Consider the following 12,911-nt stretch of genomic DNA (forward strand, 5'->3'; position numbering starts at 1 on the left):
CAGGTCCCCACGACGGAACGGGACATTCCAAGTGAGGCCCTACAGCCGGCCGACCGTGCAGTGCGCGGGCCGTCCCGTGCGATCAAGGGCGCCTGCGGCTGCGCTCCGCGCCGGGCTTCCCCCACTCTGGATGGCCCGGCGCTCCCGAGACTGCGGAGATGCGGCAAGTGCTGACGGCTGTGACGGCGCTGGCCCACACCCGGTGGATGTACTCCAGCGCGCGGGACTGCCCGGAGCGCAGGGCGATGTGTCGGGCGTGGCGGCCGCCCTCGTGATCGGGGTGCAGCAGCAGCCGGGTCAGCTGCTCGATGCTTCCGTCGGCGCGGGCCACGTGGCAGGCGATCGCCGCGGTGATGCGGTGACCGTGTTCCGATATGCCTTGGCGGTCGCCGCGCAAGGTCACCGTGCGGCCGTCGGGGCTGAGCCTGCTGTAGCTGCCTGCCGCGTAGCGGCCGGTGAGGTCGCCGAGCAGGACGAGGTCGGCGGCGGGCTTGGGGAGGGAGGCGAGTCCCTGCAGCGTGGTGTGGTGGCCTGTGGCTGCCTCTGGTGGGGAGAAATCCGGACGTGGAGCCGACGGGGAGTAGTGCGGGTGGGCTGTGGGGTGTGGCATTCTGGGGTCGTCCCAAGGACATGGACGCCACCAAGGCCCGCTGAAACCAGCGATGGTGTCCGGAACCGACCTCCAGTCGGTGCCGGCGAAGCCTCCAGGATTGGCGTCCTGGGGGCTTTCGTGCGCTCTGGCACCTGTCGGAGGCAGGCGTCCCCATCGCGGCTCGACCGGAGACGACCGAGAGGCCTGTCAGAGCCGCCACCCTGGATCCGTACCGGTCAACACCGGTCGCTCAAAGGGCAGTTCGAGAGGTCGATGCCTCTGAGCGACCCGGGTCGAACCGGGGTCGAATCAGAGCGGTTTCCTCTGACTGCCTCCGATCGCCTCTGCAACCCGTCCTAGCAGGTCACATCCTTATCGCCTCGCATAAGCGCAGGTCAGAAAGATGTGCTAGCTGTACCACTGGTTCCTGGCGAACGCGGTCATGTGCGGCATGGCAGTTCCCGTCCCTGTCGGCGGGGCTCCGTCGCCCCGCGTGCCGTGGTTGGCATCAGGGTCGTGAGGCCTGCACCGGCGCGGCAAGGCGGCTTCTGCCAGGCGGAAGGGCTTGTGTGAAGAGGCTGGTCAGAACCTTGTTCTGTCAGCCCCTAGATCAGCATCGCGGACGGTGCTTGGCCTTGCGGGGCCGGTCACCATGTGCTCGGCGGAAGCCCGTCGCAGGCCCGGGAGTTCGCCCCGTCGTCGCCCCCGGCGGTAGTGGCCGGCCTAGCCGCGGCTTTCGCCGCCGATGGCGCCGGGACCCCTGAAATCCCGCAGGGCATGCAGGGCGCCGAGCAGGCCGCACCGGCCTGGGTATACACCGCCGGTCGCCTGCTGCGCGGACCCCGGCAATCCGTGGAGTTCCTCGCCCGCAGGCTGCTGTCGGGCCCTACGGCTACGGCTACGGCCGTCCAGTCTACGGTTCGGCCGGGCGGGCACCGCCCGAGCGGCGTCAGGCGTCGATCGGACGCAGCACTGCGTAGTACGCGAACGGCGGACCGTACAGCCGGGCGACCCGCAGCCCGGCTCCCTCCGCCAGGCTGATCAGCGAGGACGGCCGGATCTGATGCCGGTCGAAGAACTCGCCGACCACCAGCCGCCCGGACGGCTTCAGCACCCGGCGCAGCTCGGCCAGCGTACGCGCCGGATCCGGGATCTCGCCCAGCGCCGTCACCAGGTAAGCCGCATCGAACGAGCCATCCGCAAAAGGAAGTTCATGTGCGTCGGCGCAGTTCGGCACGATGTTGTCGACGCCCTGCTCCTTGGCCCGGCGGCCCACGTGGTCGAGCATCTCCTGCTGGATGTCCAGGATGTCCAGCTGGCCGTTCGGGCCCAGCTGCGGTGCGACGTGCAGCGACTGGAGGCCGGTTCCGGGGCCTATCTCCAGGATCCTCTCACCCTCCCGGGCCTGCAGCACGTGGTCCAGACGCTTCAGAGTCAGGAACGGCAGCGGCAGGTCGAGCAGCCAGCGCTGAGAGTACGGGTACGGCGCGGAGTCGGTGAACCACCAGGTGGCGACGGCTGCGGCAGTGCCCGCGCCGATCAATGCCCGCGAATGCCTCATAATTCCTCCTTAAATGTCCGATTAGGCCATCGGAACATCGCTGATGGTCAATCAGTTGTGTTTGTGTGCAATCCGCTTGTGCCGGCGCCGACCTTGTCGGCAGTTGACCCGAGCGGGCCGAACGAACCGCCCGTGGACCGCCGTTGCGGCAGGCCGGGACTTCCCGAAACGGGCCGGACCGCAAGCGCCGATCACGTCACGAGCTCCTCCGCTCAGCGGCCCGGCCGAGGGAAGGTCCGGGCCGTGAGAACCGCGCAGGCCACCGCCAGCGGCACCTCGACGAAGACCGCCATCAGCACCGCCAGCTTGAAGTCCGAACCCGGGGCGGCCGTCATGGTGTCGAACCAGGCGTCGACCAGCAGCAGGACCGAGGTCGCGGCGGAGGTCAGGCAGGCCCGGCAGTCGCCGCGCCTGAGGAGCAGTCCGGTGGAGAGCAGGCCGAGCGCCTCAAAGCTGTCCAGACCCGTCCACGTCCAGGCCCAGTGCGAGGCCTGAGCGGTGGCCGGCAGCCCGGTGTTCAGGAAGACCAGCCAGGGAATCATCGCCAGCCCGAGCACGGTGAGGACCGTGGCCGCCCGGCGAAGCAGCAGGGGGAACGCCGAAGCGGCCGCAGCCTTCGGAAGGATCCGCGGGACACCGGAGCCCGAACCGGAGGCGCCCGCAAGGGTCCGGATGTCGGCCTTGCCTAACGGGGCGCTCAGGGGTGCGGAGGGGTGGCGCATGGTTCTTCTCCAACCTTGGTCGTCGGCGTGGGGCGGTGGTGCCCGCTCAGTGGATGTGGATGCCGCCGTCGGAGGCGGCCACGGCGAGAGAGGCCGTCGCGCCGTCGGAGTTCGGCAGGGCGATCTGCGGCGCGGAGCTGCTGCTGTGTGCGTCGATCCGGTAGCCGGTGCTCGAGGGCACCGCGAGGTCGACCGCGCCGTGGCCGGTCGTCGTGGTGCACCGTCGGGCGGTGCGGCCTGAGGTATTGATCGTTCCACTCCTCGTTCTCGGGAAGGCCGGTGGCCTTCACCGGTGGTTCGCGGTGGCGCTGCGGGGCGGCGCACCTGCGCCACCCCGCACCGACCATCTGCCCTCCAGCCAACAGCAGTTCGGCCAGGCCGGACACGTGGCCAGCCCACCGAACCGGGGTAGGGATAACCCCCCTGCCAGTCCCAGCCGTTGTTGTCGGGCGGGGTGGTGGGGCCGGTGGTGTCGGCCGGGGCGGCAGCGGCCCGCGGCTGCGCTGCGGCGCTGACTCCGGATGCGATGGCGGGCGTGACGAGGGTGAGGGTGATCGCCGCCAGCGCGGCGGCGGCCGCGGCCACGAGGTTGGCCCGTCGTGCGTGGGTGACATCCGGAACGGCCTGGTGCTCGGTTGCGAGTTCGCCGCCGAGATCGTCGGCTACGGCCCGGACACCGTGCGGGCCCTGCCGGTCGGGAGCACCGTCTGCGGCCCCCCGATCGGCTTCGGCCCGCAGGGCGGTGGGATCGTCGGCTGCACCCCGGCCTTTCCGGGCGGCTTCGGCGAGTACAGGATCCTCAACGAGGTCTTCACCCTGGCGGTGCCGACGGTCTGGACCCGAAGGCGGCCGCGCTCACCGAGCCGTTCTCGGTCGCCGCCCGGGCGGTCCGGTGGGGCGAGCCCGGTCCGGGTTCGGTCGCCGTGGTGCTCCGCCTCGGCCCGATCGGCCTGGGCGTCGTCGCGGTGCTCAAGGCGCGCGGCCACGGCCCGGTCGTAGCGGTCGACTTCTCGCCCAAGCGGCGGGCGCTGGCCGAGCGGCTGGGTGCCGACATCCTGATCGACCCGGCCGTCGAGTCGCCCTACGACCGCTGGTCCTCGCTCGGGGTGATCCCCGGGATGCTGGACCGGATGGCCACGGAGTACCGCGGGGTGCCGACCACCGACGTGGTGCTCTTCGAGTGTGTCGGCGCCTCCGGCGTGCTCGCCCGGGTCGTCGACGGCGCACCGGCCGGCGCGAAGATCGTGCTGGTCGGCGTCTGCCTGCGCCCCGACACGGTCGACCCCGGGGTGGTGGCCGGCAAGGAGCTGGACATCGGCGGGTCGTTCGGCGGCAGCCCGGGTGAGTACTGCCAGACGCTGCGGGACATCGCCGAGGGCCGGATCGACGCCGGTGCCGTCATCACCGGCGTCACCGGCCTGGACGGACTGGCCGGGGCGATCGCCGAACTCCGCGAGCCGGAGCGGCACGCGAAGATCGTCGTCGACCCCTCGCTGGTCGCCGGCTGATCGTCCGAACGACGGTGGCGTCCCCGGAACCTCCCGGCGACGCCACCGTCGTTCGCGGCACGGGCGCGCTCAGTGGACCATGATGCTGCCGCGCGTGGTCTTCACCACCACGCTGTGCGGCGCGTCCGTGGCGGTGTTCGGCAGCGAGACGCTCGGCGACGACCAGGAGCTCTGCGCGTCGACGTGGTAGGTGGCGTCGTGAGGCACCTTGAGGTTGACCCCTCCGTAGCCCGTGGTGACCTTCAGGGAGGCGGGTGCCGCCGTGAAGGAGGCGCTGACCGAGCCGTCGGTGGTGATCACCTCGGCGTTCGGGGCGCTGCTGTCGGCGAGGGTCACCGCGCCGTACGTGCTCCGCACGGTCAGCGGGCCGGACGACTGGTCCACCTCGACCCCGCCCAGCCCGGTGGTCAGATCCAGCCGGCCGGTCAGGCCCTTCGCCTGGATCCCGGCGTCCCCGGTGCTCACCTGCGCGGCCAGGCCGGCCGGCACCGTGATCTGCAGGTGCCCCGAGCAGTCGTTGGAGCAGTCGGCTGTGACCGTGACGTCCGACCCGGACCGGGTGACGGAGACCTGCGGGACATGGCCCGTGTAGCTGCCGCTCATGGCCACCGTGACCTTCGAGGAGCCGTCCTGACTCAGCGTCACGCCGAGTCCGTCGGCCTGGACCGTCACCTGGCTGGCGCCGGCCGCGTCCTGCTGCCAGTTGCCGCTGTACGGGTGGTGCGCCGGAAGCAAGGCGACCACGACCCAGCTGGCCGCGGCGACGACCGCGACGAGGACGGCCAGCCCTGTGAGGAGGCATCCGCGGCGCCTCATCGGTGTGGTACTGATCTCAGGCTCCCAGGTAGCGCAGAACGGCGAGCACGCGGCGGTGGTCTCCCGCCTCCTGCTGCAGATCGAATTTCACGAAGATGCTGCGGATGTACTTCTCCACCGCCGCCGTGCCAATCACCAGATCGGCCGCGATCCCGGCGTTGGAACGGCCCCCCGCCATGGCCGTGAGGACCTCCCGCTCGCGCGGCGTCAGGGTGGACAGCGGATCCCGCTGCCGGCTGCCGGCCAGCAACTGCTTGACCACCTCCGGGTCGAGGACCGTCTCGCCCGCGGCGACCCGGCGCAGCGCGTCCACGAACTCCTCGGCGTCCGATACCCGGTCCTTGAGCAGGTAACCGACCCCGTTGTCATTGGTGTTGACCAGGTCGATGGCGTAGCGCTCCTCGACGTAGTGGGAGAGCACCAGGACGCCGGTCTCCGGCCAGCGGGCGCGTACCGCCAGTGCGGCGCGCAGGCCCTCGTCCAGGAAGGTGGGCGGCATCCGGACGTCCGTCACACAGGCGTCCGGCCGGTGTTCGGCCACCGCGCGCAGGAGTTGCTCCCCGTCGCCGACCGCGGCGACCACCTCGATCCCCTGTTCGCTGAGGAGCAGCTCGATGCCCTGGCGCAGCAGCGCGGAGTCCTAGGCCAGCACTACCCGCATGGCAAGTCCACCTCGATCACGGTCGGTCCACCCACCGGACTGCTGAGCCGGAACCGCCCGTCCACCCCGGACACCCGGTCCGCCAGACCAGTCAGACCCGTGCCGGCCGCGAGATCGGCTCCGCCGCGCCCGTCATCGCCAACCTTAATGTCCAATCGGGCGCCCTCCCGCCGGATCTCCACCCAAGCGCGGGTCGCATGAGCATGTTTGGCCACATTGGTGAGCGCCTCGGTCACCGTGAAGTAGGCGACTGCCTCGATGGTGGAGGAGGGGCGCGGCTCCACCAGGACGTCAAGGCGCACCGGCACCGGAACCAGCGCGGCGACGGCGGAGAGCGCCGCCTCCAGGCCTCGGTCGGTCAGCACCGGCGGGTGCAGGCCACGGGCCAGGTTGCGCAACTCGGCGATGGTGCTCAGGGTCTCCCGCCGGGCGTCCTCGACCAGCTTGTTGGTCTCGTGGTCACCGGACTTCTTCAACCGCGAGCTGGCCCGGCCCAGGGTGATCGACATCGCCACCAGCCGTTGCTGGGCACCGTCGTGCAGGTCCCGCTCGATCCGTTTGCGCTCCGCCTCGGCGGCGTCCACCACCCGGGCTCGACTCTCCGTCAGATCGTTGACCCGCTGTTCCAGTTCCAGGCCGCGGGGCCGGGAGAGCAGTGCGACGGCCAGCGCGGTGTCCAGCGCCAGCAGGATTTTGACGATCAGTGGGGAGAGGACCGCGCCGCCCAGCAGCGCCACCGCCGCGACCAGCAGCGCCCGGGGCAGGGAATCCACCACGAACGGCCCGAGCTGGGCCTGCCCGCCGGGCAGGCCCCGGTAGTAGGCCGGAAGCAGCACCAGGGTCAGCGGCACGGCCCAGATCAGCGCCACCGCGACCACGGTCACCACCGCCACCGGCGTCAGCAGTACGAAGTAGCCGATCAGCCGCCAGGTGCAGAGGTTGTGGACGAGCGACTGCAGCGACTTGGCCAACCGCCACGAACAGACCGGCGCCGGCAGCTCGTCGAGCTCCAGCCCGCAGGTCACGGCGAACCGGGCGCGCTCGACGGCGGCCAGCCGGAACAGCGCCCACCCCGCCGCCACCGTGAGCGGCAGGCCTACCAGGCCTACCGGCGCCAGGCAGAGGGCGACGACCAGCACGACCAGCACGGCCAGTCCTGCCAGCGCCACCAGACCGTCAAGTGCCAGGTGGATCGACGCCCGCCACAGCACGGGGGAGGCCAGCGCGCGCAGCGGATTGCCCGGCACCATCTCGTGGGGTGGCCGGGCGTCCGTCCGGGCTCTGCCGGTGGCACGGCCGACGATGTTCTCGGTCAACTGCTTCAGACCCGCTCTCGTGGGCAGTGCGGGCGGCGACCAGGTCACCGTCCGCGCCTCGATTCAACAAGGGGACGGTACCCAACCCGACCACCCGTCGACAGCGAGGAGAGCCCACCAGCGGGGGGTAGGGTTTACCCCCCGTCCGGCCGGTGGGTTCACGCTGCCGACCCTGCGCCGCCCGGTGCGACATGGTGGGGACATGACCGATCGACACTCGAGCGCCGCCGGCCGCCCCTGCCCGGCCGGCAGGACCGACGACATTGAGCAGTTCCTCGTGCACTACGAGGACACCATCGACGACCGGGTCGCCGAGATCGTCGAAGAGGTCCTCGGCGAGCAGCTGAGGCGGTACCGGCGCGACGTCGTGCTGCCGGTCACCGTCGCGCTGCTGGCGGCCGCGGTCGTCTCGCTGGCGCTCATATGGTGGAGCCCGTGGACAGTCCCCCTGGTGTGGGCCGCCACCTCCGTCATCTGCCTGTCGCTGTCACGGTCCGCCCGGATCCCGCGGCGCTCGTAACGGGCCGCGGGCGTCCGGGCTGCGGCCGCCCCTCCGTGCGTACCCCTGACGCACGGCGGGGCGGCCGCGACCGAGTGCCCGGGCACGACCGCCCCGGACGGACGGCACCGGAGGCGGCTACGCGGTCCCACCCCGCTCCCGGCCCACGGCCTCCTCGATGGCCCGCTGCCACTCACCGGTCAGCCGGGTCCGCGGACAGCTCGGTGGCGATCAGGTGCCTGATCAGCTTCCGGCCGGTCACCGCGTTGGTTGTCGACTGCCACGATCCGGAGCGGCTCGCGGCCTTCTGGTGCGCGGTCCTGGGCTTCAAGGTGATCGACCGGAGCGAGGGCAAGGTCGAGATCGGTTCTGGGAGCCGACCGTCGAGGAGGTCCGGGCCCGCCGGATGCCGCCCGCCCTTTCGACGTCTCACTCCACCTGCGAAGGAACAAGCCCATGCTCCACCTCGGAAGTACGGTGTATCTGCGTGCCCTTGCCGCTGCCGCGCTGAGCCCGCGGCGCGCGGCGGCACCCCGTCGTACGGCGCCGGCCGAACGCGTTGTGATCGTCTCCGCCAGCATCGGAGCCGGCCACGACGGCGCCGCGCACGAGCTGCACCGCCGGCTCCGGGCGGAGGGCGTCACCGTCGACCGCTACGACCTGCTGGACCTGCTGCCGGCCCGGACGGGCCGGGTCGTGCGCGACGGCTATCACCGGATGCTCGTCCGGGCGCCCTGGGTCTATCAGCGCATCTACAGCAGCACCGAGCGCGCCGGAGGCGGCGGCCCGCTGGCCCGCGCCCTGCTGCGCACCGCTGAGGACCGCATGCTGCGCGCCCTGCCCGCGGACACGGGCGCCGTGGTCTCCACCTATCCCGGGGCCAGCCGGGTGCTGGGCAGGCTGCGGCTGGCCGGCCGCCTCGACGTGCCGGTGTTCACCTACCTCACCGACTTCTCGGTGCACCCGCTGTGGGTGGCCGACGGCGTGGACGTCCACCTCGCCGCGCATGCCGTGCCCGCCGCGCAGGCCCGGGCCCTCGGCGCGGGCGACGTCCGGGTGGGCGGGCCGGTCGTGGACCCGCGCTTCAGACCCGCGCAGGCGGGCGAACGCAGCGCCGCCCGGGCGCGGTTCGGGCTGCCCGCCACCGCCCCGCTCGCCCTGCTGGTCGCCGGTTCCTGGGGGGTCGGCCCGGTCCGGCAGGTGGCCCTGGAGCTGCAGGGCTGCGGCGCGGCCGTGCCGGTCGTGGTCTGCGGCCGCAACGAGGCGCTGGCCCGGCAGCTGCGCGAGGACGGCATCGAGCACGCCTTCGGCTGGGTCGACGACATGCCCGGTCTGATGCACGCCGCCGACGTGCTCGTCCAGAACGCCGGCGGACTGACCTCGCTTGAGGCCTTCGCCGCCGGCCTGCCCGTCGCCAGCTACCGCTGCATACCGGGCCACGGACCGGCCAACGCGGCCGCGCTCGACGAGGCGGGCGTCGCCGCCTGGATCCAGGACGCGGCCGAACTCAAGGACGTCCTCTGCGACTTGATCGGCGGTCCGCGCGGACTGCTGCAACGCGAGGCGGGACTCGCCCTGTTCGCCGCCGCCGGCCGGGGACCCGCGGACGCGATAGCCCGCGCCTGCGGCCCCCGAGACCCACTCCCCGTCCCGCTCGCCGTGGCGGCTTCCGGCGTGCGTGGGGCGGGAGCCGGTGCGGGTGTGGCTCCTTGCGCCGTGCGTGGGGCGGGAGCCGGTGCGGGTGTGGCGCCTTGTGGCGTGTGTGGTGCGGGAGCGGGTGCGGGTGTGGCTCCTTGCGCCGCAGGTGGGACCGGAGCCCGTCCGGCCGTTGCGCCTTCCGCCGCAGAGAGGATCCGAACCCGTCCGGCCCTACGGCGGCTCGCCGCCGCCGCGGCCGCCGCCTGCACCGTCTGGGCGTGCGCGGTCGGCACCGGGGTCGCCACCACCGATACCGGCACCGGCGTGATGCACGCCATCGGCCGCACCCTCGACCTCGACCGCCCGCCGCACGCCCATCACCCGGAGGGCCACCGCTCGTGAGTGCAGCACAACTGCTCCGCACGACCGCCCGGGTCGCCCTCCCGGTCCTGGCCGCCGCTCACGCGGCCCCGGTGCTGTCCACCTTCGGCCCGCTGCGCAGCCGTGCCATGCCCCGCCTCGCCGGCCGGGGCCGCGCCGACCACGTCGCGCTGACCTTCGACGACGGGCCCGACCCGGTGTCCACCCCGTTCTTCCTGCGTGCCCTGGAGGACCGGAAGGTCACCGCCACCTTCTTTCTCCTCGGCTGCCAGGCGCGCCGTTCACCCGGCCTGGTCCGCGAGATCGCGGCCGCCGGCCACGAGATCGGCATCCACGGCTGGCTCCACCGCCCCCTGCTGCTGCGCGGCCCGCGCGCCACGTACGACGACTTCGCGCGCGCCCGCGACACGGTCGACGCCCTCACCGGCCGCGCCCCGCGCCTGTTCCGCCCGCCCTACGGCGTGATGTCCACCGCCGCCCACCTCGCGGCCCGCCGCCTCGGCCTCACCCCCGTGCTGTGGACCGCCTGGGGCGAGGACTGGAGGGCCCGGGCCACCCCGGAATCCGTCCACCGCACGGTCACCCGCGACCTTGACGGCGGCGGCACCATCCTGCTGCACGACTCCGACTGCACCTCCGCACCGGGCGCCTGGCACTCGGCCCTCGGCGCCCTGCCACGGATCCTCGACACCTGCGAGGAGCGCGGCCTGTCGGTCGGGCCGCTGCGCGAGCACGGACGCCCCGGGGGAGCGGGCACCGTGCCGCGCACCCGCGCAGCGCACGGCTTGCGGTGCTGACGGCCGCCGCGGCGCCCGGTCAACGGGCGGCGCGCACCCCGTAGATGAAGCGCATCGCGGATGCGATGGCGGAGCACCTCGTCGGTCTTTTCTCAGGGGCCTCGACCTGCCGGTCGAGGCCGGCACCGTCTACGGGCTGCTCGGCCCTGACTGTGCTGCCAAGACCACCGTGGTACGGACCCTGGCGACGCTGCGCAAACCGGATTGCGCCGCCGCCTGGACCTCGGTGCGAGCCTGATCTCCAGCCCGCCGGTGATTTTCCGGGACGAGCCCACCACCGGGCTGGACCCGCTCAGCAGGACGGTGTTGTGGGACTCGGTGCGCAAGCAGGTCGCCGAGGGTGTCACGGTCCTGCTGACCACCCAGCACCTGGAGGAGGCCGATCAACTCGCCCACTGCATCCCGGTGATCGACAAGGGCCGATTGGCCGCCGAGGGCACACCGGCCGAACTCAAGCGGAGGATCGGGGCGACCGGCTGGAGATCACCGTGAGCTCCGCCGCGATGGCCGGGCCGGCACAGGCGGCGCTGGCCGGGCCTCGCGGGAGGGCATCGCCGCGCCCGTCGTCGACGGACTGCGGGTGCCGGTGGGCCTGGAGACGGGCATCGCCGGGGTCGCCTCGGCGGCGACAGAGCTAGTTGGAGACGGCTGCCCGATGAAGTCCTGCAACTTCGGCGATTCGATCGGCCTTTCGGCCGGCACATGACGCATCTGAGGCGGACGCCGCAGCGCATCCTCCACGTCACGCTGGTGCCGATCATGTTCGCGGTGCTCTTCGGGTACATGTTCGGCAGTTCGATGTCCGTGCCCTCGGGGAACTACCACGACCACATCATGGCGGGCATCTTCATCCAGACGATGCTCTCCAGTGTCATCAACACTGAAGTCGGCGTCGCGGGGGACCTCAAGAACGGCGGCTTCTTCATCGGATGGCGTGTCGACAGCGGGTTCTTCAAGGCGGTCGAAGGCTTCCTGCTGCTGCTCGGCTTCGCGATGACCTGGCTCGGCTGGTCGGTCGGGCTGCTGGTCCGCGAGCCCCAGGGGGTCAACGCGGTCGCGATGTTCGTGACCATGCCGACGTCGTTTCTGTCGGCGACCTGCTACCCGGTCGCCAACCTGCCGGCGTGGCTGCAGTCCATCGCCCAGTGGAACCCGATGACCGTAGGGCCTCCCAGACGCCCCGGGACATTTGTGTCGGCCCACGGGCGCCCTCAGCGCCCGGTGTGCGCACGCCAGGTGTCGTGCAGCCGGGCGAGGTGCTGGAAGCCGTCCACGACCTGGTCGGTCGCCACGCCGAAGTCCACCAGGCACGCGACCTCGTCCACGCCGGCGTCGGCGAGTTGCTTGAGCGTAGCCATGCACTCCTCGACGGTCCCGAACATGCCGCTGGTCTCGAAGTACCGGTCGAAGGCCTGGGCCACCAGGAAACGGCGGTCCTCCTCGCTCACGTTCTTCAGTTCCCGCGTCATCGCGGCGCCGTCGGCTCCCGCGGCCTCGGCAGCCTTGACTATCAGGTCGAAGGAACTGGCGAGGTAGCGGGAGAACGGCTCGCGCACGGTCTCCCGTACGGCCTCGCGGTCAGTGCCTACGAAGGTGTGCAACATCAGCGCCACGTGGGCGCGCCCCTCGTCGCCTTGGTGCTCCCGGTATGCCGCCCGGTACTTGGCGATCCGCTGTGCCAGCGTCCCGACCTCCTGGCCCAGCAGGTGGGTGAGGACGCCCAGGCCGTGCCGTCCGGCCAGTTCGAAGGTCGCCGGGGAGCCGCCGGTGGTCAGCCATACCGGCAGCTCGGGCTGCACCGGCGGCGGGAACACCGTCAGCGACACCGACTCGCCCGCGCCGTCGACGAGTTCGACCGACTCACGCCGCCACAGCCGGCGAATCGTGTCGATCGTGTCCATCAGCGCGCTCTTGCGGGTCTCGTAGTTCTCCGGGCGCAGCGCGAAGTCGGCGGCGTGCCACCCCGAGGCGATTGCCACCCCCGCCCGCCCGTTGGAGAGATTGTCGACGACCGACCACTCCTCGGCGATCCGTATCGGGTGGTGCAGCGGTGCCACCACGCTGCCGGCCCGCACGGCCACCCGCTTGGTCACCGCGGCGACCGCGGCGCCCGTGACCGCGGGATTGGGGTAGAGCCCGCCGAAGGCGTGGAAGTGGCGCTCCGGGGTCCACACCGCGGTGAAGCCGTGGTCGTCGGCGAAGCGCGCGCCCTCCAGCAGCAGCCGGTAGCAGTCCTGCTGCTCGGTGTCGTTGTTGGCGAAGTAGAAGAGGCTGAAGTCCATCCGCGTCTCCGGATCGTGTGCGCGTGGTGTGCAGTTGGGTGAAGGAGGACGCCGGATCGCCGCGCCTGACCACCCGGCGGGCCGGATCCCGCCAGTCGTCGGAATCCGACCGTAAGGAGTCGGCGCCCGGTCGCGACA

Annotated in this window: 13 protein-coding genes and 3 pseudogenes; 7 read left to right on the forward strand and 9 right to left on the reverse strand. The window is 72.0% G+C overall.

The annotated features are described in order from the left end of the window. Positions 1-82: 82 nt before the first annotated feature. From JF597_RS37850 to JF597_RS37865, 4 genes are all read right to left on the reverse strand, one after another. A complete protein-coding gene (locus JF597_RS37850; RefSeq protein ID WP_294006680.1) occupies positions 83-610 on the reverse strand; it encodes a hypothetical protein in 528 nt (175 codons plus the stop codon). Between the two features lie 931 nt (positions 611-1,541). After that, entirely contained in the window at positions 1,542-2,153 is a 612-nt protein-coding gene (locus JF597_RS37855; RefSeq protein ID WP_294006683.1) for a methyltransferase domain-containing protein, read from the reverse strand. Positions 2,154-2,365: 212 nt separating this feature from the next. Continuing rightward, a complete protein-coding gene (locus JF597_RS37860; RefSeq protein WP_294006685.1) occupies positions 2,366-2,875 on the reverse strand; it encodes a hypothetical protein in 510 nt (169 codons plus the stop codon). A 46-nt stretch (positions 2,876-2,921) separates the two neighbouring features. Next, positions 2,922-3,056: a hypothetical protein gene (locus JF597_RS37865; protein ID WP_294006688.1), complete on the reverse strand. Its 135-nt coding sequence runs from the start codon at positions 3,054-3,056 to the stop codon at positions 2,922-2,924. Positions 3,057-3,801: 745 nt separating this feature from the next. On the opposite strand from JF597_RS37865, the gene JF597_RS37870 reads away from it, so the two are divergent. Further along, complete coding sequence (locus tag JF597_RS37870) at positions 3,802-4,383, forward strand: zinc-binding dehydrogenase (RefSeq protein ID WP_294006691.1); 582 nt, start codon at positions 3,802-3,804, stop codon at positions 4,381-4,383. Positions 4,384-4,452: 69 nt separating this feature from the next. Here the strand turns inward: JF597_RS37870 and JF597_RS37875 are convergent, their stop codons facing one another. The 3 genes from JF597_RS37875 to JF597_RS37885 are packed head-to-tail and all read right to left on the reverse strand — an operon-like array spanning position 4,453 to position 7,224. Further along, on the reverse strand, positions 4,453-5,199 hold the full coding sequence (locus tag JF597_RS37875) for a DUF4097 family beta strand repeat-containing protein (protein ID WP_294006694.1): 747 nt from the start codon (positions 5,197-5,199) through the stop codon (positions 4,453-4,455). Between the two features lie 16 nt (positions 5,200-5,215). After that, a complete protein-coding gene (locus JF597_RS37880) occupies positions 5,216-5,830 on the reverse strand; it encodes a response regulator transcription factor (RefSeq protein WP_294006749.1) in 615 nt (204 codons plus the stop codon). A 20-nt stretch (positions 5,831-5,850) separates the two neighbouring features. Further along, positions 5,851-7,224, reverse strand: a complete 1,374-nt coding sequence (locus tag JF597_RS37885; protein WP_294006697.1) for a sensor domain-containing protein — start codon at positions 7,222-7,224, stop codon at positions 5,851-5,853. Positions 7,225-7,378: 154 nt separating this feature from the next. Here JF597_RS37885 and JF597_RS37890 point away from each other — a divergent pair, with 154 nt between their 5' ends. Beyond that, entirely contained in the window at positions 7,379-7,696 is a 318-nt protein-coding gene (locus JF597_RS37890) for a hypothetical protein (protein ID WP_294006700.1), read from the forward strand. A gap of 172 nt (positions 7,697-7,868) precedes the next feature. Here JF597_RS37890 and JF597_RS37895 read toward each other — a convergent pair whose 3' ends face one another. Further along, a complete protein-coding gene (locus tag JF597_RS37895; protein ID WP_294006761.1) occupies positions 7,869-8,006 on the reverse strand; it encodes a hypothetical protein in 138 nt (45 codons plus the stop codon). On the opposite strand from JF597_RS37895, the pseudogene JF597_RS37900 reads away from it, so the two are divergent. From JF597_RS37900 to JF597_RS37920, 5 genes and pseudogenes are all read left to right on the forward strand, one after another. After that, a pseudogene (locus tag JF597_RS37900) lies at positions 7,942-8,090 on the forward strand (VOC family protein); the annotation flags it as partial. The gene JF597_RS37895 and the pseudogene JF597_RS37900 overlap by 65 nt on opposite strands. A gap of 41 nt (positions 8,091-8,131) precedes the next feature. Continuing rightward, a complete protein-coding gene (locus JF597_RS37905) occupies positions 8,132-9,715 on the forward strand; it encodes a glycosyltransferase (protein ID WP_294006703.1) in 1,584 nt (527 codons plus the stop codon). Next, the gene (locus tag JF597_RS37910) at positions 9,712-10,491 is read left to right on the forward strand and encodes a polysaccharide deacetylase family protein (RefSeq protein WP_294006705.1); all 780 of its coding nucleotides are present in this window, start codon (positions 9,712-9,714) and stop codon (positions 10,489-10,491) included. The genes JF597_RS37905 and JF597_RS37910 overlap by 4 nt, the downstream gene beginning before the upstream one ends. 106 nt (positions 10,492-10,597) lie before the next feature. Next, positions 10,598-10,985: pseudogene (locus JF597_RS37915) on the forward strand (hypothetical protein); the annotation flags it as partial. Positions 10,986-11,349: 364 nt separating this feature from the next. After that, positions 11,350-11,595, forward strand: a pseudogene (locus tag JF597_RS37920) (ABC transporter permease); the annotation flags it as partial. A 107-nt stretch (positions 11,596-11,702) separates the two neighbouring features. Here the strand turns inward: JF597_RS37920 and JF597_RS37925 are convergent. After that, entirely contained in the window at positions 11,703-12,773 is a 1,071-nt protein-coding gene (locus JF597_RS37925; RefSeq protein WP_294006708.1) for a MupA/Atu3671 family FMN-dependent luciferase-like monooxygenase, read from the reverse strand. Positions 12,774-12,911 lie beyond the last annotated feature (138 nt).

It is taken from the genome of Streptomyces sp. (assembly GCF_019510245.1).
Taxonomy (GTDB): domain Bacteria; phylum Actinomycetota; class Actinomycetes; order Streptomycetales; family Streptomycetaceae; genus Streptomyces.

Excerpts from the sequence above, each read along its gene's own strand:
- JF597_RS37925 (WP_294006708.1), bottom strand. The coding sequence starts at position 12,773 with ATGGACTTCAGCCTCTTCTACTTCGCCAACAACGACACCGAGCAGCAG.
- JF597_RS37905 (WP_294006703.1), top strand. The coding sequence starts at position 8,132 with ATGCTCCACCTCGGAAGTACGGTGTATCTGCGTGCCCTTGCCGCTGCC.
- JF597_RS37850 (WP_294006680.1), bottom strand. The coding sequence starts at position 610 with ATGCCACACCCCACAGCCCACCCGCACTACTCCCCGTCGGCTCCACGT.
- JF597_RS37860 (WP_294006685.1), bottom strand. The coding sequence starts at position 2,875 with ATGCGCCACCCCTCCGCACCCCTGAGCGCCCCGTTAGGCAAGGCCGAC.
- JF597_RS37875 (WP_294006694.1), bottom strand. The coding sequence starts at position 5,199 with ATGAGGCGCCGCGGATGCCTCCTCACAGGGCTGGCCGTCCTCGTCGCG.
- JF597_RS37890 (WP_294006700.1), top strand. The coding sequence starts at position 7,379 with ATGACCGATCGACACTCGAGCGCCGCCGGCCGCCCCTGCCCGGCCGGC.
- JF597_RS37855 (WP_294006683.1), bottom strand. The coding sequence starts at position 2,153 with ATGAGGCATTCGCGGGCATTGATCGGCGCGGGCACTGCCGCAGCCGTC.